Raw genomic sequence first — 21598 nt, 5'->3', positions numbered from 1 at the left:
CGCCGGCAGCGCCCCCGGGACCGCTCAGTCCGCGAGGGGAGTGCCCGCGGCGATGATGTCGGCGGTGTGCTCGGCGAGGCGGGGGGGCATGCGGCGTACCGGCAGGCGCTCGCCATCGAAGCGATAGGGCGGGGCGAGCACGTTCTGGTCGACACCGTCCAGGGAGGTGCGGCGCACCACCATTCCGGTCTGGGCCGCGCGGGGGGAGGTGAGGGCTTCCAGCAGGCCGAGAACCTCGCCGGCCGGGATATCCGCCGCCTTGAGCGCCGCCAGCAGATCAGCGCGGCGATGCTTCAGCAGCTCGGCTTTCAGGATTGGCAGCAGCTCCGCCCGATTGCGCGAGCGCTCCAGATTGGTGGCGAAGCGCGGATCCTCGGGCAGATCGGGCCGCTCGATGATGACATCGCAGAAGCGCTTGAACTGGGCATTGTTGCCCACGGTGAGCACCAGCGGCCCGTCAGCGGCGGGGAACACGCCATAGGGCACGATGGAGGGGTGCGCATTGCCGTAGCGCGGCGGGTCCTTCTGCTGGGCCAGGGCTTCCAGGCCATAATAGCAGGTGAGGGTGAGGCCGCAGTCGTACAGAGCCAACTCCAACTTGCGCCCGCGCCCGGTGCGCTCGCGCTGGTAGAGGGCGGCGAGCACGGCCTGCGCCGCGTACTGGCCGGTGAACAGGTCCACCGCCGCCACGCCGAACTTCAGCGGCGGCTGGTCGGCTTCGCCATTCAGCGCCATCAGGCCCGCCTCGCCCTGCACAACGAGATCATAGCCGGGGCGGGTGGCTTCCGGGCCATCGGAGCCGTAGCCGGCGATGGAGCAATAGATGAGGCGGGGATTTTCGGCGGAAAGGTCCCCATAGCCCAGGCCCAGCCTGTCGGCGCCGCCGGTCTTGAAGTTCTGCACCACGATGTCCGCTTCCCGCGCCAGGGACTTCACCAGGGCGAGGCCTTCAGGGGTGGTGAGATCGGCGCCGATGGAGCGCTTGTTGCGGTTCACGCTGTCGAAATAGGAGGTGTTGGTCTTGCCTGTGCGCAGGCCCCAATCCCGGGTGTCGTCACCACGCACCGGATGCTCGACCTTGACGACGTCGGCCCCCAGATCACCCAGCACCTGCGCGCACCACGGGCCTGCCAGGATGCGCGACAGATCCAGAACCTTCACGCCCGACAGGGGCAGGTCGGCGGCATCTTGCGGGGACACGGCTTCACTCATCGACACGGACTCCGGGGAACGGGGCGTCAGGCGCCCATCACGCCGTCCAGGCGGCGCACCATCTCGATCAGGCGCGGGCGCACCTCATCGAGCAGGAATTTGGGTTCGGAAATGACGGTGGGGGCCCCGCAATTGATGGCCATGGGCGGCAGCCCGCCGCCGGGGCGGAAGCCCACCGCGATGGCGCTCACGCTCGGCTGCCAGTCGCCGAAGGAGCAGCAGCAGCCGAGGGTGGCGTGGTCCTCCATGGCCTTCTCGATGTCCGCGCGCACCTGGGGCCAGGCGAGGGAATCCAGCATCTTGATCTCCTCGAACAGCGGCGCGCGCTCCGCCTCGGTGAGGACGGAGATAAAGGCGCGGCCGATGGAGGAGCGCACCATCGACATGCGCACGCCCACATCGATGTTGAGCGAGATGGCGGCCGGTCCCCTGAGGCATTCCACATAGCGCATGGAGAGCCGGTCGCGCACGGCAAGGCCCACCGTGGCGTTGGAGAAGTTGGCCAATTCGCGCATGGCGGGCCGGGCGATCTGGCGCACGTCGAGCCCGCCCAGGGCCACGGTGCTGAGGGCCACCAGCTGGGTGCCCAGGCGATATTTGCCCACTTCCTCCACGAAATGCAGGTAGCCGAGCTTCGTCAGCGTGTAGGTGAGGCGCGAGACGGTGGAGCGCGGCAGCTTGCAGCGCTCGGCGATCTCGTGATTGGCAAGGAACGTCTCGCCCCGCTTGAAGCAGGCGAGCACCTCCAGCCCCCGCGCCAGAGCGGTGACGAAGTGGCGGTCGTCCTTGCCTTCGCCGTCAGTGTCGATCTCGGTCGGGGGCGTGTCGTTCGCGCTCATGGTCGGGCTTTCAGGGCCACGCCGCGCCTGGGCGCGGGCGCCGCGGCGGGGTGCCGTCGGTGCCCCCATTATCGGGGATTCGGGGCGGGGCGCATCGCTCATCCCTTACCTCTTGAAGAAGGCCGCGAACGCCGCCTGGGCGGCGGGCTGGAGCCGCAGCGCATGGAAGTGTTCCGCTTCCAGCGCCAGGGCGCGGGCGACGGGCTCTGCGGTGGCATGGCGCAGCAGGCTCTTGGTGGCGGCGAGCGACGCGGGCGGCAGCGCCGCGAGGGCTTTTGCCTTTTCCAGCGCGTGGGAAAGGGCGGCGCCCTCCTCGGTCACCGCGTTCACGATGCCGGCCTCAGCCGCCTCAGCCGCGCCGAACAGCTCGCCCAAAAGCAGCAGCTCCGCGGCGCGCTTGGTGCCGGCGATGCGGGGCAGCAGGTAGCTGGAAGCGCCCTCCGGGCACAGGCCGAGATTGACGAAGGGCAGGCGGAAGCGCGCGCCGGCCCCGGCATAGGCGAGATCGCAATGCAGCAGCATGGTGGTGCCGATGCCCACCGCGAAGCCTTCCACCGCCGCCACCACGGGCTTCGGGAAGGTGGAGAGCACGCCGAGATAGGTGAGCCCCGCGCTGGGCTCGCCGGCATTGGAGGTGTCCTGGAAATCGGCGAGGTCGTTGCCGGCGGTGAAGCAGCCGGCCGCGCCGGTGAGCACCACGGCACGCACGCTGTCATCGGGCGCGGCCGCCTTCAGCGCCTCGGCCAGGGCGCCATAGGTGGCGCGGTCGAGGGCGTTGCGGCGCTCCGGGCGGGAAATGGTGAGCTGGCGCACGCCCTCGTGCGGATCGGTGATGATGAGGCTGGGGCTCATGGCGGCGTCTCCTGTGGGTGGCGGGGGCTTGCGCCGCCTCGTGTTCGGTGGCCGCTCAGGCGGCGAAGCTTGCCGCGCTGGCCGCAAGGCGGGCGCGGGCGTCCTGATATTCGCTGGAGAGGCGTGCCACCACCTCCGCCACAGGCGGCACATCGGCGATGGTGCCGACGCCCTGGCCCGCGCCCCACACGTCGCGCCAAGCTTTCACGCGGGTGGAACCGAAATTCATGGCGCTCTTGTCCTGGTGGGGCAGGGCATCCGGATCGAGCCCGGCGGCGACGACGGACGGCTTCAGGTAATTGCCCGGCACGCCCGTGAAGAAGGGCGAATAGAGGATATCCGCCGCCGAAGAGGAGGCGATCATCTCCTTGTAGGGCTCCACGGCGCGGGATTCCGCCGTGGCCAGGAAGCGCGTGCCCATATAGGCGAAATCCGCCCCCAGCGCCTGGGCGGCGAGGATGGCTTCGCCCGTGCTGATGGCGCCCGCGAGCGCGATGGGCCCGTCGAAGAAGCGCCGCACCTCACCCAGCAACGCGAACGGGCTCAGCGTGCCCGCATGGCCGCCGGCGCCGGCGCACACCAGGATGAGGCCATCGACGCCCGCTTCCAGCGCCTTTTCCGCGTGGCGCACGGTGGTGACGTCGTGGAACACGACGCCACCATAGGAATGGGCCTGGCGCACCACATCCCCCGGCGCGCGCAGCGAAGTGATGATGAGCGGCACCTCATGGGCGACGCACGCCTCCATGTCCCGCTCCAGCCGGTCGTTGGAGGCGTGGACGATCTGGTTCACGGCAAACGGCGCGATGCGGCGGGTGGGGTCGGCGGCCTTGGCGGCGGCGAGCTCCGCCTTGATGCGGGTAAGCCAGCCGTCCAGCGTGTCGGGCGCGCGGGCATTGAGGGCCGGGAACGAACCCACGATGCCCGAGAGGCACTCGGCGATCACCAGTTCCGGCCCGGAGACGATGAACATGGGCGAGGCGATCACCGGCAAAGTGAGGCCGTTTCGGAAGGCTTCCGGCAGGCGGCTGGCGCTCATTGGGCGGCCTCCTCCTTGGCGCCCTCGCGGGCGAAATAGAGGTCGTGCAGCCGATCGAGATCGATGCCGGCCGCCTTCTCGGACAAGATCACCTTGCCAGAGCGCATCAGATGCAGGTCATCCGCCACCGACAGGGCAATGCGGGTGTTCTGCTCGATGAGAACGATGGTGGTGCCCTCTTCCTTCAGCTTGCGGATGATGTCGAACACCTCGTTCACGATCACCGGGGCAAGGCCGAGGGAGGGCTCGTCGATGAGCAGGATGCGCGGCTTTGCCATCAGCCCGCGCCCCATGGCCACCATCTGCGCCTCGCCGCCGGAGAGGGAGCCGGCGAGCTGGTGCCGGCGCTCCTTCAGGCGCGGGAAGAAGGCGTACATGCGCTCGATATTGGCATTGAGATCGGCCCGGCAGCGCTCGGGATAGGCGCCCAGGCACAGGTTTTCCTCCACCGTCATGTCGCGGAACACGAGCCGGCCCTCGGGCACCATGACGAGGCCCTGGGCCGCGAGGTCCCAGGTCTTGCCCTTGAGCGGCTGGCCGCCCATGAGGATCTCGCCCTGATAGGGCAGAAGGCCGGTGAGGGTGCGCAGCAAGGTGGTCTTGCCGGCCCCGTTCGGTCCCACGATGGCGGTGAGCGCGCCCTCGCGGAAGGTGAGGTTCACGTCCCACAGGACGGTGATGGCGCCGTAGCCGGAGGAAAGGTTGCGCGTCTCAAGCATGGGCGGTCCCCGTATAGCTTTCCACCACGGCCGGATTGTTGAACACCTCGGTGGGCGTGCCGTCGGCGATGAGCTGGCCGAAATTCAGCACCACCGCTCGGGTGCAGAGCCCCGAGATGGTCTCGATGTCGTGCTCGACGATCACGATGGTGAGGCCGAACAATTTGTGCAGCTCCTTCAGCTTCATCATGAAGGAGCGCTTGGCGTTGCTCTCCAGGCCCGCCAGCACCTCGTCGAGCAGCAGCAGCTTGGGCTCGGTGGCGAGCGCCTTGGCGATCTCCAGCCGCTTCAGTTCCTGCAGCGCGAGGGCGGTGGCCGCGTCTGCGTCCGCCTTGTGGGAGAGCTCCATCACGGCGAGGATCTCGTCGATCCGCGCCTCGTCATGCCGTCCGGCGCCGAACACCTGGGCCACCGCCAGATTCTCCCGCACCGAGAGGTGGTGCATGGGCTGGGGGATCTGGAAGGTGCGGCCGATGCCCGCCCGCGCCCGCTTGTGCAGCGGCAGGCCGGTGACGTCGGTGCCGTTGAAGGTGATGCGCCCGCGCGCCTTTACGAGGCCCGAGATGGAGTTGAACAGGGTGGTCTTGCCCGCTCCGTTGGGCCCCACCAGCCCCAGGATCTCGCCTTGCTTGATGTGGAACGAGATGTTGGACAGCGCGGTGAGCCCGCCGAAGCGGACGGTGACGGCGTCAAGCTCCAGCATGGCTCTTCTCCTGGCTCTTGGGGAACTGGCCCTTGGTGAAGAAGCGGGTGACCAGGCCGGCCAGCCCGTTGGGCGCCACCAGCACCATGATGGCGAGCACGATGCCGAGCAGGATCTGGTGGCCCACCGGGATCAGGCTCTTGGCGATCACCTGGTCGAACAGGTAGATCACCACCGCACCGAAGATGGGCCCGAGCACCGAGCGGTATCCGCCGAACACCGCGGCGATGATGGGCATGACGCTCCAGATGCCGGAGAAGGCGTAGTCCGGTTCCAGAAAGCCGATGATGTGCGCGTTGAGCGCCCCGAACACGCCGGCCATGAAGGCGGAGAGGAAAAGCATCCACGACTTCAGCAGGGTGGCGTTCACGCCCACCACGCGGGTGGCGTCCTCGCTCTCGGCGATGGCGCGCAAGGCGGTGCCCACATGGCTCTTGCGCAGCAGCACATAGACCACCGCGAACAGCACCACGCAGGCGAGCACCACCACATAGCTGCCCGCGCGGTCGGCCAGATCAATGCCGAAAATGGTGGGCAGGCCCGGAAAGCGCTGCAATCCGGCCGCCCCGCCCGTAAGCCAGTCGAGCTCGGTGGCGAGGATGCGGAAGATCTGCGCATAGGCCAGGATCGCCAAAGCGAAATAGGGGCCCGACAGGCGCAGCGCCGGCAGCATGGCGATGGAGGACAGGGTGGCCACCACTCCGCCCAGCGGAATGGCCAGCAGCACCGGCACGCCGAGCTTCGCCGCCAGCAGCGCCGAGGCATAGGAGCCGACGCCGAAGAAGGCGGCATGGCCGAACGACACCATGCCCCCGAGATTGCCCAGGAGCGCCCAGGACAGGGCCAGGCCGGACAGGATGAGGGCCGAGATGAGAAGGCCCAGCATATAGGGGCTGGCGCCGGCCAGCAGCGGCAGAAGGGCGAGGATGACGAGGCCGGCGCCGAGCAGGGCGCCGCGGCCCTGGAAGCGGGAGGCGGCCACGGGGGCGGAAGTTGCGGGCGAAGTCATGTTCATGGCTTGCCTTTCAGCCGCGCCGGGCGCGCGCGCCGAACAGGCCGTTCGGCAGGAGGAAGAGGACCAGGAGGAACAGCACCATGCCGGCGAGCTCCTGAAGGGCGGAAGAGGCGAGGGTGACGGTGAGCGCCTCGGTGACGCCCAGCAGCACCGCGCCCAGGAACACGCCGGGAATGGAGCCCACGCCCGCCAGCACGGTGATGATGAAGGCCTTCACGGTGAGCGCATGGCCGGTGGCCGGCTGCACCACGCTCATGGTGTAGAGCGCGACGCCCGCGAACGAGGCCAGCGCCCCCGCCACCAGGAATGAGACCGTTTCGATGCGCGCGGGGTTGATGCCCATGAGGCGTGCGGCATTGCGGTTGGAGGAGACGGCGCGCACGGCGCGGCCGTACCAGCTCGACTTGAGCCACCACCACAGCACGCCCATGAGCACCACGGACAGCACGAAGGCGATGATCTCGCCGCGCATGGCGAACAGATCTCCGAACGACACCGCATCCTGCAGGAAGGCGGAGGAGGTGCTGCGCATGTCGCTGGCGAAGATGAGCAGAATGGCGTTGGTGAGGATGATGCCGATGGCGAAGGTGAGGATCAGCGAGTTGAGCTCGCGGTGGTCCTTGATCTTGTCCACCAGCACGAACAGCGCCCAGCTCACCGCCATCACCACCACCAAAGCGAGGGGGATGGCCCAATAGGGGTCGAGCCCGGTGCGCGATTCCACCAGATAGGCCATGTAGGCGGCGAGCAGAACCAGCTCGCCGTGGGCCAGATTGATGATGCGCATGGCGCCGAAAGCGAGCGCCAGGCCGAGCGCCACCAGCGCATAGACGCCGCCGATGAGCACGCCGGAAAACAGCGCCTGCAAAATGAGATCGGTCATGTCACCTCGACGGGGAACATCGTGTCCTGAAGGAACCCGCGGAGGCGATGCCTCCGCGGGAGAGGGGCTCTCAGGAAAGGATCACCAGGGCAGGCCCGGATAGACGACCTCGCCATTGGCGGCCGACTTCGGGGAGACGAGCACGATCTTGCCGTCGCGATGCTGGCCCATGGAGAGCGAGAAGTTGGGGTTGTCGCCGGTGGCGTCGAACTGGATGCGGCCGAGCAGGCTGTCGCGATCGGTCTTGCGCATCTGCTCCGCAAGGCCGCCCTTCTCCAGCGAGCCGTCCTCGGCGGCGCGGAAGATGGCCTCGCACAGCACCATCGTTTCGACGAAGCTGAGGGTGGAGAGATACTCGATGTCCTTGTTGTAGATCTGCTTGTAGACCTCGGCGAACTTCTTGCCTTCCTCGCTCTTCACTTCCACCGGGAAGGGCAGGAAGGAGGTGCCGACCACGTTGTTCATGAGGTCGGGAAACTCGGTGTACATCTTCGGGGTGGCCAGCGACCAGGTGCCCACCATGAGCTTCACATTGGGCTTCAGCACCTTGGCGGCGCGGATGATGCCCACATAGTCATTCTCGTAGGCCGACATCATGATGATGTCCGGCTTGTCCTGCAGCTTGATCTTGTTGATGATCGGCTTGAAATCGGTGATGGCGGGGTCGAACTTGTGCACGGTCACCTTGATGCCCTTGGCCTCAAGGTCCTTCACCAGGCCTTCCGCCAGCAGCGCCGGGGCTTCCTTGGTGGATGCGATGATGGAAACCTTCTGCGGCTTCAGATCACCGATAAGGGTTGCGATGCCGCGCTCGTAGCCGGCATTGTTGTTGATGCGGAAGAAGGTCTTCAGGCCGCGCTTGGTCAATTCGTCGGAGACCGCGCCGGCGGTGATGTAGACCTTGCCCAGCTTGTCGGAAGCATCCGACGCCGGGCCGATGATGTTGGAGCCATAGCCGCCGATGATGGCCACCGAGCCGTCCGCCGCCAGCTTCTCCACGGCGGAAACGGCCTTGGCGGGGGTGCTTTCGTCGTCGATCAGGTCGATCTTCACCTGATACTTGGGCGAGGTGGCGTTGCACATCTTCACCGCCACCTGCATGCCTTCGTTGAAGGCCTGCCCCGAGCGGGCGAGCGTGCCCGTGAGCGGCATGTGGGCGCCGATGGTGAAGGTCTGCGCCTCCGGCTTTCCGGCATCCTGTGCCTTCGCGCCGGTCGCGCCCGCCGTGAGGGCGATGGCGAGCGTGGCTGACGCGATCATCTTGCGGACCATGTTTTTCCTCCCAGAGCGTATCCAGCGCCGGAAAGCAATTCCGAACGAGCGCTCGTTCGGATAAGCTTCCAAGATCAGGTGGAGACGAAGGCTGCGTCCGGGGGCGGCCCGGGCGTCTCTTCCGGCTCCTGCGGGTGATCCGGCAAGGGGAGGTGGCGCTGATTCATGGCGTCGCCAGCAGCGTGGGCCTTCGGTTCAAAGGGCCCTGAAGCTCCCGCGCCACAGGCGCTGGAACATGCTGCGTCTTCCTCCCCGCTGCGCGGTTTTTCCGCGTTCTGAGCCCTTCGAGCGGCGGTTCGCTCCAGGGCCATCGATGAATGGCACGGTGGCCGGGCCGGTGTCAATTTATGCAGACAAGAATTCCGCAGGTCAGAACGAAAAATGTTGTGACGGTATCTAATAGCCATATCTGGCATCGGATGCGGATTGACAATCCGGAAATTGCGCGGCACCTCTTTCAAAAATGCAGATTGATATTCTGCATTGCAGAACCATAGGGAGGATCCATGGCACCGGTCCACAGCGCGACCCTGAATGGCGTCGCCGTGCTCACCATCGACAATCCGCCGGTCAATGCGCTGGGCGCGGCGGTGCGCGCCGCCCTTGCCGCCGGTGTGGCGCAGGCGGTGGCCGATCCGGCGGTGAAGGCCATCGTGCTCGCCGCGCAGGGCAAGGTGTTCGTGGCGGGCGCCGATATCTCCGAATTCGGCAAGCCGCCGGCGCCTCCCTCCCTTCCCGATGTGGTTGCGGCCATTGAGGACAGCGCGAAGCCGGTGGTGGCGGCCATCAACGGAATGGCGCTCGGCGGCGGGCTGGAAGTGGCGCTTGCCTGCCATGCCCGGGTGGTTGCGCCGGCCGCGAAGTTGGGCCTTCCGGAGATCAAGCTCGGCCTCATTCCCGGCGCCGGCGGCACCCAGCGCCTGCCACGCCTCATCGGCGCCGCGCCCGCCTTTGCCATGATGCTGTCCGGTGATCCGGTGCCGGCGGAAAAGGCTCTCGCGTCCGGGCTGGCAGACGAGGTGGCGACGGGCGATCTCGTCGACGCCGCCTGCGCCGCCGCGCTGCGGCTGGCGGACGCGGGAGCCTGGACCAAGGCGCGTGAGCGCGCCGAAAAGCTCACGGTGGAGGACCGCGCGGCCTTTGAAGCGGCGGCGGAGGAGGCGCTCAAGCGCTCCGCGCGCATTCCCAACGTGCCGGCCTTGGTCGATTCGGTGCGCGGCTGCCTGGACAAGCCGTTCGATGCCGCCCTTGCGGCGGAGCGGGAGCATTTCAAGACGCTGGTGGCGGATCCCTCCTCCAAGGCGCTCCGCCACATCTTTTTCGCCGAGCGCGAGGCCGCCCGCATTCCCGGCATCGGCAAGGAGGTGAAGGCGCGGCCCATCGCCAAGGCGGCGGTCATCGGCGCCGGCACCATGGGCGGCGGCATCGCCATGTGCTTCGCGCAGGCCGGCATTCCCGTGACCCTCATCGAGGTGAAGCCGGAGGCGCTGGAAGCCGGCGTCGCTCGCATCCGCGCCAATTACGAGACCTCGGTGAAGCGCGGCTCGCTCTCCCGGGAGGCCATGGAGGAGCGGCTGCTGCGCATTCTGCCGGCTGTCGGGCTTGAGGCGGCGGCGGATGCCGACATCGTGGTGGAAGCGGCGTTCGAGGATATGGGCGTGAAGGCGGACATCTTCGGCACCCTGGACAAGGTGACGAAGCCCGGCACCATTCTCGCCACCAACACGTCCTATCTGGATGTGGACGCCATCGCCGCTACCACGTCGCGCCCGCAGGATGTGGTGGGCCTGCATTTCTTCAGCCCCGCCAACGTGATGCGCCTGCTGGAAGTGGTGCGCGGGGCGAAGACCGCGCCCGACGTGCTGGTGACGAGCCTCGATCTTGGCCGCAAGCTGGGCAAGCTGCCGGTGGCGGTGGGCGTGTGCTACGGCTTCGTGGGCAATCGCATGCTGGCCAAGCGCACCGAGGCCGCCGAGCGGCTGCTGCTGGCCGGCGCGCTGCCCCATGAGGTGGATGCGGCGGTGACCGATTTCGGCTTCCGCATGGGCCCCTTCGCCATGGCGGACCTGGCCGGCATCGACATTGGCTGGCGCGCGCGCAAGGCGGCCGGTGACAAGGCGGTGAAGGCCCCGGTGGCGGACGCTTTGGCTGAGCAGGGTCGCTTCGGCCAGAAGACGGGGCGCGGCTTCTATCTTTATCCCGCCGGCGCCCGCGCCGGTGCGCGCGATCCGGAGACGGAGGCGCTCATCGTGGCGCTGTCGCAGGCGCGGGGAATCACCCGCCGCAGCTTCTCCAAGGAGGAGATCCAGGCTCGCTTGTTCTACCCGATGGTGAATGAGGGCGCGAAGATCCTGGAAGAGGGCATCGCCGCGCGGGCGGGCGACATCGATATCATCTGGGCGAACGGCTACAATTGGCCGTCCTTCACCGGCGGTCCCATGCACTGGGCCGAGGATGTGGGTCTCGCCAAGATCGTCGCCGGCCTGGAAGAGCTTGCCGCCGAGACGGGGGACGACAGCCTCAAGCCCGCGCCGCTTCTGAAGCGTCTGGCGGAAGGCGCCGGTACCTTCTCGGCGAAGGAAGCGGCGTGATGGCGGCTTCTGGCGCTTCGGCGCCGCACCCATCGGCGCTCCCCTGGCAGGCCGCCTTCCCGGAGGTCTGCGACTGGGCGGCGGGGCTGGAAATCACGACTCTGCCGGATCTGCTCGCCGCTGGCGTGGCGGCCGGCAGCGGCAAGCCGGCGCTCGATTTTCGCGGTGCCAAGATCAGCTATGGCGAGCTGGCGCGCGAGGTGGCGCGCCTTGCCAGCGGGCTGGCCGGGGCCGGTGTGAAGCGGGGCGACAATGTCGCGCTGCTCCTGCCCAACACGCCCTATCACCCGCTCTGCTTTTTCGCCCTCACGCGGCTGGGCGCGCGGGTGGTGCACATCAGCGCCCTCGATGCCCGGCGCGAGATCGTCCACAAGCTGAAGGCGACCGGCGCGCGCCGGCTCGTCACCACCAATCTGCCCGGCTTCCTGCCCAGCGCCCTGGAAATGCTCGAGGAAGGCGTGGTGGATGAGGTGCTGGTGGGGGATGATGCCCGCTGGGGCGCGGGCGAGGTGGCCCCGCTGCCGATTCCCGAGTGCGCGGGCGTGCGGCTCCTCTCCGAGCTCTTCAGCGATGCGCCCCTGATGGCACCGCCGCCCGGGGTGGACGACATTGCGGTGCTGCAGTTCACCGGCGGCACCACGGGCCTGCCCAAGGCGGCCATGCTGAGCCACGGCAATCTCACCTCGGCGGTGAGCATGTATCGGCTGTGGCGGGATATGGGCCGGCCGCTGGTGCCGGGCAGCGAGAAGGTGGTGGCGGTGCTGCCGCTGTTCCACATTTACGCGCTCACCACCGTGCTGCTGCGCCATCTGCGCGATGGCAACGAGGTGCTGCTGCGCCAGCGGTTCGATGTGGAAACGTTGATCCGCGACATTAGCGAACTGAAGGCCAGCGCCTTTTCCGGCGTGCCCACCATGTGGGTGGCGCTTCTGAATCGGCCGGGCGTGGAGGCGGTGGATTTCTCCACTCTGAAATCCTGCGTCTCGGGCGGGGCGCCGCTGCCGTTCGAGGTGCAATCGAAGATCGAGGCGCTGGTCGGCAACCAGCTCAACAATGGCTGGGGCATGACGGAGACGGCGCCCGCCGGCTCGCGCGTGCCGTTCGGCGTGGAGCGGCGGCCCGGGCTCATCGGCATTCCGCTCCCTGGGCTCGTGCTGCGCATCGTCGCCATGGACGAGCCGGGGCGGGCGCTGCCCGTGGGCGAGGTGGGCGAGATCGCCATTCGCGGGCCCAATGTGTTCAAGGGCTACCTGAATGACGAGGCGGGAACGGCGTCCGCCTTCCATGACGGCTGGTTCCTCACCGGCGACATGGGGCGGATGGATGGGCGCGGCCTGTTCGAGATCGTGGATCGCCGCAAGAACATGATCATCTCGTCAGGCTTCAACGTCTATCCGGCGGCGGTGGAGAACGCCATTTACGAGCATCCCGCGGTGGAAGAGGTGATCGTCATCGGCGTTCCCGATGCGTATCGCGGCCAATCCGCCAAGGCCTATGTGAAGCTCAAGGCCGGCGCCGCGCCCTTCACCCTCGAGGAGCTGACAGGGTTCCTCGCCGACCGGCTGGGGCGACACGAAATGCCCCGCGCCCTTGAATTTCGCGATCAACTGCCCCGCAGCCCGGTCGGCAAGCTCCTGCCCAAGGTGCTCATGGCGGAAGCCGCAGCCGAGGTCGAGGCCGCGGCACAAGCGGCCATCAAGGCTGCGGAAGCCAACACAACACACTGAAGATCAAAAGAGGAAGCGTTCATGGTCGAAGCCGTCATCGTTTCCACCGCGCGCACGCCCATCGGCAAGGCGCAGCGCGGTGCGCTCAACATCACCAAGGGGGCGGACATGGCCGCCCACGCCATCCGCCACGCCCTCTCGCGCGGCAAGGTGGACCCGGCGGAGGTCGAGGAAGTCGTCATGGGCTGCGGCTATCCGGAAGGCGCGACGGGCGGCAATGTGGCCCGCCATGGCGCCCTGGTGGCCGGCATCCCGGTGACCGCCACGGGCGTCACCGTGAGCCGCTTCTGCGCCTCGGGCCTGGAGGCCATTGCCCATGCCGCCAAGCGCATCGTCATGGATGGCGTGCCGGTGGCGGTGGCCGGCGGGGTGGAATCCATCTCTTTGGTGCAGCCCATCAATCGCGAGCTGTTCCGCAATGACTGGCTGATGGCCAACAAGCCGGACATCTACGTGACCATGATCGAGACCGGCGACACCGTGGCCAAGCGCTATGGCGTCACCCGCGAGGCGCAGGATGCGTTCTCCTTCGCGAGCCAGCAGCGCACGGCGGCGGCCCAGGCGGCGGGCCTGTTCGACAATGAGATCGTGCCGATCACCGTCGAGAAGGCGGTGACCAACAAGGACACCGGCGAGACCACCCGCCAGACCATCACCCTCGCCAAGGACGAGGGCAATCGCCCCGAGACGACGCTTGAGGGCCTTTCCAAGCTGAAGCCCGTGCGCGGCGACGACTATTTCGTGACCGCGGGCAATGCCAGCCAGCTCTCGGACGGCGCTTCCGCCAGCGTGCTCATGTCCTCCACCGAGGCGGCGCGGCGGGGCGCGGAGGTGCTCGGCATCTTCCGCGGCTATGCCACCGCCGGCTGCGAGCCGGACGAGATGGGCATCGGCCCCATCCACGCGGTGCCGCGCCTCTTGGAGCGCCAGGGGCTCAAGGTGTCCGACATCGGCCTTTGGGAGCTCAACGAGGCGTTCGCCTCCCAGTCCGTCTATTGCCGCGACACCCTCGGCATCGACCCCGAGCTCTGCAACGTGAATGGCGGCGCCATTTCGGTGGGCCATCCCTTCGGCATGAGCGGGGCCCGGCTGGTGGGCCACGCTGTGCTGGAAGGGCGCCGGCGCGGCGTGCGCTATGCGGTGGTCACCATGTGCATCGCCGGCGGCATGGGGGCTGCGGGCCTCATCGAAATCAATCCGGGAGCCTGAGCCATGGATCTGCGCTTCACACCCGAAGAGATCGCCTTCCGCGAGGAAGTGCGCACCTTCTTCCAGACGAAGATCCCGGCCGAGATCCGCGCCAAGGTCTCCGAGGGCCGCAAGCTGGCGCGGGAGGACTACGTGACCTCCCAGCGCATCCTGAACGACAAGGGCTGGGCCGTGCCCAACTGGCCGGTGGCCTATGGCGGCCAGTCCTGGAGCGCCGTGCAGCGTTATATCTTCATGGAGGAGCTGATGCAGGCGGCGGTGCCGCTGCCTTTGCAGTTCAACTGCTTCATGGTGGGGCCGGTGATCGCCACCTTTGGCAACGAGGCGCAGAAAGAGCGCTTTTTGCCGCGCATCAAGAGCCTGGAGGACTGGTGGTGCCAGGGCTTCTCCGAGCCCGGCGCCGGCTCCGACCTCGCCTCCCTCAAGACCCGCGCGGTGCGCGAGGGCGACCACTATATCATCGACGGGCAGAAGACCTGGACCACCCTCGGCCAGTATGCCGACTGGATGTTCTGCCTTGCCCGCACCGATTTCGAGGCGAAGAAGCAGAAGGGCATCTCCTTCATCCTCATCGACATGAAGACGCCCGGTGTCACCGTGCGGCCCATCATCACCATCGATGGCCGGCATGAGGTGAACGAGGTCTTCCTCGACAGCGTGAAGGTTCCGGTCGAGAACCTGGTGGGCGAGGAGAACAAGGGCTGGGACTATGCCAAGTTCCTGCTGGCCAATGAGCGCACCGGCATTGCCCGCATCGGCATGTCGAAGGAGCGCATCGCCCGCATCAAGCGTCTCGCCAAGGTGACCCCGGCCGGTGCCGGCACCATGTGGGACGACCTCGACTTCCGCTCGCGCCTCGCGGCGGTGGAAATCGAGCTGAAGGCGCTGGAGATCACGCAGATGCGCGTGGTGGCGGCGCAGGCGACGCGCGATCCCACCAAGCCCGATCCGGCCTCTTCGATCCTGAAGATCAAGGGCTCCGAGCTTCAGCAGGCGACCACCGAGCTCCTGGTGGAACTGGCCGGACCCCAGGCGCTTCCCGCCTCGCGGCCCGATGCCGGGCACAATGATGCCGAGGCCCTGTTTGCCTGGGCGGACGCGGCGGCGCCCGTCTATTTCAACCACCGCAAGGTGTCCATTTACGGCGGGTCCAACGAGATCCAGCACAATGTGATCGCCAAGGCGATCCTGGGCCTGTGAGGAGGAGCGCATGGATTTCGATCTCACCGACGAACAGTCGCTCCTGAAGGACACGGCCCAGCGCTGGGCCAGCGACACGTATCCCGGCATCGAGCAGCTGGCTGCTGCCCGCGCGGAACATCTGGGCTTTGCCGAGACCAAGTGGGCGGAGCTGGCGGAACTCGGCCTCCTGGGCCTGCCGTTTGCGGAAGCGGATGGCGGCTTCGGCGGCGGCCCGGTGGAAACGCAGGTGGTGATGGAGGCTCTCGGCCGCGCTCTGGCGCCCGAGCCCTATCTCGCCAGCGTGATCCTGGGCGGTGGGGCGGTGCGCCTTGCCGGCAGCGAGGCGCAGAAGGCGGCTTTGCTGCCGGGCCTCATCGACGGCACGGCCCGGCTGGCCTTCGCCCATTCAGAGCTCCAGGCCCGCTATGACCTGAACGATGTCGCCACCTCCGCCCGCGCGGTGGAGGGCGGCTTCCGCCTCGATGGGCGCAAGAGCGTGGTGCTGAACGCGGACGCGGCGAAGACCCTGGTGGTGAGCGCGCGCACGTCCGGCGACCGGCGCGACGACGCGGGCATCACCCTGTTTGTGGTGCCTGTGGATGCGGCTGGCCTCACCCTTGAAGCCTATGCGACCCAGGACGGCGGCCGGGCGGCGGACGTCATCCTCACCGAGGTGTTCGTGCCCACCGACGCCGTGCTCGGCACCGTGGGCGCGGGCCTGCCGGTGGTGGAGCGGGTGGTCGAAGGCGCCATCGGGGCCCTGTGCGCCGAGGCGGTGGGCCTGATGGAGGCCCTCAACGCGCTGACGGTGGACTATCTGAAGACCCGCAAGCAGTTCGGCGTCGCCATCGGCTCGTTCCAGGCGCTCCAGCACAAGGCGGTGGACATGTTCGTGGCCCTGGAGCAGGCCCGCTCCATGGCCCTCTACGCCGCCATGATGGTGGAGGCGGAAGACCCGGCCGAGCGCCGCGTGGCCCTTTCCGCCGCCAAAGTGCAGATCAACCGTTCGGCCCGCTTCGTGGGGCAGACGGCGGTGCAACTGCACGGCGGTATCGGCATGACCATGGAATATATCGGCGCCCACCACTTCCGGCGCCTCGCCATGATCGAGCTGATGTTCGGCGACACGCCCTATCACCAGCGCCGGGTGGCCGGCGAGGGCGGTCTCGTCGCCGCGGCCTGACCACTTCGCGCGCAAAAAAGAAGGCCCGCCGCAGGCATGCGGCGGGCCTTTTCATGTCTGCCGCCGGCTAGCCCGGGCGCCAGCCTTCGCGATTACAGGAAGCCCGTGGAGATCCACGGCACGGCGGCGACGATCACGAGCCCCAGGAACAGGGCCGCCAGATAGGCCAGGATGGGGCGCATGCCGGCGACGGGGTCGACACGGCTGATGGCGCAGGCGGCGTAATAGCCAACGCCGAACGGCGGCGCGAACAGGCCGATGCCCATGGCCAGAATGACCACCATGGCATAGTGCACCTCGTGAATGCCCACCGCCCGCGCGATGGGGAACAGCAGCGGCCCGAACAGCACGATGGCGGGAATGCCTTCCAGCAGCGAGCCGAGCATGATGAACGCCACCACCGACACCGCCATGAAGGTGATGGCGCCGCCGGGCAGGTGCGTCATGGTTTCCGCTAGCGCGCGCGAGAAGCCGGACTGGGTAAGCCCCCACGCCATGGCCGTGGCGGTGCCGATGATGAGTAGGATGGCGCCGGACAGGCTGGCCGTGTCCACCAGCATGGGCTTCAGCTTCCGCCACTCGAAGCGACGATAGATGAGAAGGCCCACCACCACGGAATAGGCGATGCCGATGGTGGAAACCTCCGTCGCGGTGGCCACCCCTTCGATGACCGCCGCGCGGATGACGAAGGGCAGGGCGATGGCCGGCAGCGAGATGAGCAGGGCGCGCCCGATCTCGCCCCCCGAGGCGCGCCTCACATGGGAGAGGTCTTCGCCGCGATGGCGGCGCCACACCACGAAACACAGCATGGCCCCCAGCACCACCGCCGGCAGCAGCCCGCCGGTGAACAGGGCGGCGATGGACACACCGGTGACCGAGCCGATGGTGATGAGCACGATGGAGGGCGGAATCGTTTCCGTCTGCGCACCGGTGGCGGAGAGCAGGGCCACGAGGTCGCCTTCGTCGGCGCCGCGCTGCTTCATCTCGGGAAACAGCACGGGAGCCACGGCCGCCATGTCCGCCGCCTTGGCGCCGGAAATGCCGGAGACGAGATACATGGCGCCTACCAGCACATAATGCAGGCCGCCGCGCACATGGCCGAGCAGGCTGGCGAGGAAGCTCACCATGGCCCGCGCCATCCCCGTCATCTCGATGAGCTGACCGAGGAACACGAACAGCGGCACCGCCAGCAGGATGAGGTGGCTCATACCCTCGTCCAGGCGGCCCACCATGGTGAGCATGGGCGTGCGAGTGGTGAGCGCCAGATAACCGAAGGTGGCGAGCCCGAAGGCGAACGCGATGGGCACCCCCGCCAGCACGCAGAAGGCCACGACGCCCACGAAGAAGATGAGCAGGTTGATGTTGCCGAGCCCCTTCAGGGCCGGGCCCACCATCCAGAACCCGGCGATGACGAGGCCGGCCACCACCAGGGCTTTCAGCACCAGCAGCGGGCGGCCCAGCCGCGCCAGCTTCAGCACCGCGAAGGCCACCATCAGGCCGAGCCCGGTGAACAGGGCGCCCGCTCGCCAGGAATTCTGCAGGTCCAGCGCCGGTGTGCGGATGAAGGCTTCCTCCTCGGCATATTCCAGCGCATGGGGCAGCAGCAGCGCGCAGAAGGCGAGGCCGGCCACCACCGCGATCACCTCCAGGAAGGCGCGGGCCTCCGGCCCCACCATTCCGGCAATGATGTTCATGCGCATGTGCTCGCCCCGCCGGAACGCCACGGCGGCCCCCAGCATGGCGAGCCACAGGAACAGGATGGAGGCGAGCTCGTCGGACCAGATGAGCGGCGCGTGGAAGACATAGCGGGAGATGACGCCGGCGAACAGAATGACGATTTCCGCCGCCACCAGCAGCCCGGCGGGCCACTCCACCAGCGCGGCCAGAACGCTCTCGATCGCGGCCGCGGCGCGCGTGAACGCGTTTGGCGGGCCGGAGAAGACGGCGCCGGCCGGGGGATGATGCGCGTGGCCGTGAGGGGATGGGGGCTGGGGCGCTCGGGCCAGGGTCGCGGCGGCGCTGCCGTCTCCCTGCTCTGGGGCGCGAATAGGCACACTCCGGCCGCCGTGGCGGTCAAGTCCCTGCATCAGCTCTTTCCTCCCGGCACCGTCTTGTTCGCGATGCTGTCTTGGCTGCGGTGCTGTCGGGCCCTTGTTTCCGGGCCCCTTGAACAGGCCGCCATGCTGGCGGACCTTCCCTGTGATTGCAACGCCCGTGCGGCCGCGCGGCATCGCCTGGACGCCGCGCGGCGGCAGCTCAGGCGCCGGCGCCGGCCTTCTGGCGCCGCACGAAATCGTGGAAGGCGGCGAGCTGCCCCTCGATGAAGCTCAAGGTGCCCTGGTCGGTCAGGGTGCCGTCGGTAACCTTGGTATGGACCTGTCCCACCATCACTTCCGGTACATTCATCACCGGCACGTCGAGGCACACCAGCACCTGGCGGAGATGATACTGCGCCCGCGCGCCGCCGAACCCGCCCATGGAGGCGGACTGGAGGACGGTGGGCTTGCCCTTCAGCGGCTTTTCCTTGAGCCGGGAGAGCCAGTCGATGGCATTCTTGAGCCCGCCGGGGACCGAATAGTTGTATTCCGGCGTCACGATCACGAGCGCGTCGGCACCGGTGATGGCGTTCGACAAAGCGGTGACGGATTCGGGAATGCCGGCTGCTTCGATGTCGCCGTCATAGATGGGCAAGAGGGCGATGGACGGCAGGATCTCGACGCTCACGCCCTCCGGCGCGAGCCCCGAAAGCGCACGGGCGATGGCGGCATTGTAGGAACCCTTGCGCACGCTGCCCACCAGAACGACCCACTTCATGGCGAGACCTCATCTTCAGGCGCCGGCCGATTGCCGGCCCTGAAGATCAGCACAATTGCGCGCCGGTGTCATACCTTTAGCTAAGCTGTCCCGGGGAAGCTGCGGGCCGGGCTCAGCCGATGCGCACCATGTGGTTGTCGAAGCGGGGGCCGCCCGTGTGCCGGGCGACGATGGCGACGCCATCATCCTTCACCGCGATGCGCACCACCTCGCCATAGCCGCTGGCGGCAATGAAGCTGCCCGGCTCATAAGTCATGGCCAGGCCGCAGCCGTCCACCAATGGAACGGCGCCGATATAGCGCCCGTCGGCCTTCCACACGGCCACTCGTCCGCCGCGGGGGGAAGAGCAGGCCACGAAGCGGCCCGACGCATCATGGGCCACCGAGCCCACATAGCCGCGCAGCTCGCGCCAGGCGTTTTCCGGCGCATCGAACGGGCGCAGCGCGCCGTCGGCGACGATGGAGAATAGCAGCGGGCGGGCGACCCCGTCCTTCAGCAGGTCCTGGGCGGCCACCACCGTATTGCCGTTTCCATCGCGGGAAAGATGGCGCAGCGACAGGCTGGCGAGATCAGCGCTAAGCCGCCCCTCGCCCCTCTGTCCGCCGGAAGAGGGGTCCAGCAGCGCGATGGTGGAGCCGGTCACCTCGGCGTCGAGCGCCTCTGGCGTGTTGGGCTCAATGCCGCCATTGGCGATCACCAGCACGTTGCCGGAGAGCATCAGGTCATGGGGGCCGTCGCCGCCGGTGGACCACTGGTCGCGGATGGCGAAGCCGCCGGCCACGTCGCGGCATGTCAGCACGCCGCGCCCCATGGTCCGCCGGCCATTCTCCAGCTGGCTGTGCTCGATCTCCGCCATGAAGAAGAAGCGGCCGTCCGCAGAGAACCGGCCATGGCCGGAGAACACGCGGCCTTCCCCCGGCTGCAGGGTGCTGAGCACGCCCGGCCGGTCGCGCCGGAACACCACCGCCAGCTTGCCGGGACGCCGCCCGACCGCCACCGCCAGCGGACCGGTGGGGCTTGCCTCCACCCCGTGCAGGCGGGCAGCCGACGGGGCATCCACATCAGCGTCACCCGCGCCATCGACGCAGACGGCGGCAAACCCCTCCGCGAGCCCGGCGGTGGAGAGCCAGCCGGCGTCCGCCGTTGCCGCCTTGAGGCGCGAGAAGGCCGGAACCGCCAGCAGCCCGCCGGCCACAAATGCGCGGCGCGAGAGCAGAAACGTGGAGCGCTCTTCGTCGGATCCCATCGAAGGACTCCTCAGTCGCCGTCGAGGGCGTTGAAGCCCAGGGAAATGCCGAAATAGGAGGCCATCGGCCGGTAAACCACGAGCTGGGCGGCCTTGAAGGTCTTGATGTCCGCCTGCAGAGCCGCGGCGCCGCTGGCGGTCTGCGCGGCGGCGCCGAGGTCGGCGGGCAGCTTGTCGGCGGCGGCGTCCGCTTCCTTTGCGGCCTTGTTCACCACCCATTGCGGCCGGCTCGGCATCTGGGTCGCGATGGTGCGCAGCAGCTCGTCCGCGCTCTTCACCATGTTCGCGGCCACGCGGCCGGAACGGCCGGAACGCCAGCTGTCGGCGGAAAGGGGCTTGGCCTCCGAGGGGCCGGCGCCCAGCACGGGCAGGATCTTGGTGTCGGTCACGCGCTGGAAGGCGCCGGAAAGGTCAGTGAGGATCATGCCGGGCACCGCTGCCGCGTCGGGGAACAGGGCAGGGTCGCCCTTGCCGGCGACAAGCTCGCCCAGAAGCCCGCTGGTGCGGTCGCCCCACTGGCTGCGAATGTCGTGGGAGATCGTGGCGAGATTGATGGCGACAGCGACGCCAAAGGCGCAGCGGCGCGCCGATTCCGGCCCCGTCGCCAGCGCCTCCGCGGCGCTCTGCTCATAAAGCAGCCGCTCCAGCGCCGGCAGGCCCTGCACGGCGGCGCTCGCCTGCGGGAAACGCTCGGGCGAGAGGCGCGCGGGATCGCTGTCGGAGATGATTTCGGCCATGCCGCGGGCGATGCCGTTGCGCCGGTCGGGGAAGAAGCTGAAGCGGTCGGCCCGCAGCTCCTTGCTGATGGGGCCGAAGGTGATGAATTCCACCGCGTTCCAGGCGTCGGCGGTCTTGCCATAGGCCTCCTTCAGGCCCGCAATGCCGTCGGCATCGGGCTTGGCGCAGAAGCTGCTCCAGGCGGTCTTCTGGGCCTCGGCGGCGCCGGCCAAGGCGTCATAGCGTGGCAGAAGCCAGCTCTCGATGACGGCGGGCGCGTCGAAGGTGGGGTTCGCCGCGAGGGCAGGAGCCGTGGCGAGCGTCGCGGCGCAGGCGAGGCCGGCGAGTGCCTTGCGCGCCGTGGCGAAGGCTGGGCGGGCAATGTTCTCAAGCAT

At 68.2% G+C, this 21598-nt stretch carries 18 protein-coding genes; 5 read left to right on the top strand and 13 right to left on the bottom strand.

Annotated elements, in window-relative coordinates:
• Nucleotides 1-24: 24 nt before the first annotated feature.
• The 9 genes from V5F26_RS19320 to V5F26_RS19280 form a co-directional block, all read right to left on the bottom strand.
• Nucleotides 25-1212: a CaiB/BaiF CoA transferase family protein gene (locus tag V5F26_RS19320; protein ID WP_234052990.1), complete on the bottom strand. Its 1188-nt coding sequence runs from the start codon at nt 1210-1212 to the stop codon at nt 25-27.
• A 26-nt stretch (nt 1213-1238) separates the two neighbouring features.
• Nucleotides 1239-2051 carry an IclR family transcriptional regulator gene (locus V5F26_RS19315; protein WP_394946561.1) on the bottom strand — a complete coding sequence of 271 codons (813 nt, stop codon included), beginning with the start codon at nt 2049-2051 and terminating at the stop codon, nt 1239-1241.
• A gap of 105 nt (nt 2052-2156) precedes the next feature.
• Entirely contained in the window at nt 2157-2903 is a 747-nt protein-coding gene (locus V5F26_RS19310; RefSeq protein WP_394946560.1) for an enoyl-CoA hydratase-related protein, read from the bottom strand.
• Nucleotides 2904-2958: 55 nt separating this feature from the next.
• Nucleotides 2959-3942, bottom strand: coding sequence for an NAD(P)H-dependent flavin oxidoreductase (locus V5F26_RS19305; RefSeq protein WP_394946559.1), 984 nt, complete (start codon nt 3940-3942; stop codon nt 2959-2961).
• Complete coding sequence (locus V5F26_RS19300; protein WP_394058551.1) at nt 3939-4661, bottom strand: ABC transporter ATP-binding protein; 723 nt, start codon at nt 4659-4661, stop codon at nt 3939-3941. The genes V5F26_RS19305 and V5F26_RS19300 overlap by 4 nt, the downstream gene beginning before the upstream one ends.
• Nucleotides 4654-5364, bottom strand: coding sequence for an ABC transporter ATP-binding protein (locus V5F26_RS19295; RefSeq protein ID WP_394058549.1), 711 nt, complete (start codon nt 5362-5364; stop codon nt 4654-4656). The genes V5F26_RS19300 and V5F26_RS19295 overlap by 8 nt, the downstream gene beginning before the upstream one ends.
• The gene (locus V5F26_RS19290; protein ID WP_394058547.1) at nt 5351-6379 is read right to left on the bottom strand and encodes a branched-chain amino acid ABC transporter permease; all 1029 of its coding nucleotides are present in this window, start codon (nt 6377-6379) and stop codon (nt 5351-5353) included. The genes V5F26_RS19295 and V5F26_RS19290 overlap by 14 nt, the downstream gene beginning before the upstream one ends.
• A 10-nt stretch (nt 6380-6389) precedes the next feature.
• On the bottom strand, nt 6390-7262 hold the full coding sequence (locus V5F26_RS19285) for a branched-chain amino acid ABC transporter permease (protein WP_234052983.1): 873 nt from the start codon (nt 7260-7262) through the stop codon (nt 6390-6392).
• Between the two features lie 81 nt (nt 7263-7343).
• Nucleotides 7344-8534: an ABC transporter substrate-binding protein gene (locus tag V5F26_RS19280; protein WP_394946558.1), complete on the bottom strand. Its 1191-nt coding sequence runs from the start codon at nt 8532-8534 to the stop codon at nt 7344-7346.
• Between the two features lie 506 nt (nt 8535-9040).
• Here V5F26_RS19280 and V5F26_RS19275 point away from each other — a divergent pair.
• Genes V5F26_RS19275 through V5F26_RS19255 form a run of 5 tightly spaced genes read left to right on the top strand, consistent with a single transcriptional unit; the run spans nt 9041 to nt 16426 of the window.
• Complete coding sequence (locus tag V5F26_RS19275; RefSeq protein ID WP_394946557.1) at nt 9041-11125, top strand: 3-hydroxyacyl-CoA dehydrogenase NAD-binding domain-containing protein; 2085 nt, start codon at nt 9041-9043, stop codon at nt 11123-11125.
• Nucleotides 11125-12852, top strand: coding sequence for an AMP-binding protein (locus tag V5F26_RS19270; RefSeq protein ID WP_394946556.1), 1728 nt, complete (start codon nt 11125-11127; stop codon nt 12850-12852). Before V5F26_RS19275 ends, V5F26_RS19270 begins: the two co-directional genes overlap by 1 nt.
• A 21-nt stretch (nt 12853-12873) precedes the next feature.
• Nucleotides 12874-14061, top strand: coding sequence for an acetyl-CoA C-acyltransferase (locus V5F26_RS19265; RefSeq protein WP_394058538.1), 1188 nt, complete (start codon nt 12874-12876; stop codon nt 14059-14061).
• Between the two features lie 3 nt (nt 14062-14064).
• Nucleotides 14065-15261: an acyl-CoA dehydrogenase family protein gene (locus tag V5F26_RS19260; RefSeq protein WP_394058536.1), complete on the top strand. Its 1197-nt coding sequence runs from the start codon at nt 14065-14067 to the stop codon at nt 15259-15261.
• A gap of 10 nt (nt 15262-15271) precedes the next feature.
• On the top strand, nt 15272-16426 hold the full coding sequence (locus tag V5F26_RS19255) for an acyl-CoA dehydrogenase family protein (RefSeq protein WP_394946555.1): 1155 nt from the start codon (nt 15272-15274) through the stop codon (nt 16424-16426).
• Nucleotides 16427-16518: 92 nt separating this feature from the next.
• On the opposite strand, the gene V5F26_RS19250 is transcribed toward V5F26_RS19255, so the two are convergent.
• The 4 genes from V5F26_RS19250 to V5F26_RS19235 form a co-directional block, all read right to left on the bottom strand.
• The gene (locus V5F26_RS19250) at nt 16519-18513 is read right to left on the bottom strand and encodes a TRAP transporter large permease (RefSeq protein ID WP_234052976.1); all 1995 of its coding nucleotides are present in this window, start codon (nt 18511-18513) and stop codon (nt 16519-16521) included.
• A 169-nt stretch (nt 18514-18682) separates the two neighbouring features.
• The gene (locus tag V5F26_RS19245) at nt 18683-19240 is read right to left on the bottom strand and encodes an NADPH-dependent FMN reductase (protein ID WP_234052975.1); all 558 of its coding nucleotides are present in this window, start codon (nt 19238-19240) and stop codon (nt 18683-18685) included.
• A gap of 112 nt (nt 19241-19352) precedes the next feature.
• Nucleotides 19353-20486: a DUF1513 domain-containing protein gene (locus tag V5F26_RS19240; protein WP_234052974.1), complete on the bottom strand. Its 1134-nt coding sequence runs from the start codon at nt 20484-20486 to the stop codon at nt 19353-19355.
• An 11-nt stretch (nt 20487-20497) separates the two neighbouring features.
• Nucleotides 20498-21598 carry an imelysin family protein gene (locus V5F26_RS19235; RefSeq protein ID WP_394946553.1) on the bottom strand — a complete coding sequence of 367 codons (1101 nt, stop codon included), beginning with the start codon at nt 21596-21598 and terminating at the stop codon, nt 20498-20500.

It is taken from the genome of Xanthobacter variabilis (assembly GCF_043831965.2).
Taxonomy (GTDB): domain Bacteria; phylum Pseudomonadota; class Alphaproteobacteria; order Rhizobiales; family Xanthobacteraceae; genus Xanthobacter.
The sequence above is the reverse complement of the archived record's forward strand: the minus strand, read 5'-3'. Positions and strand labels throughout refer to the sequence as shown.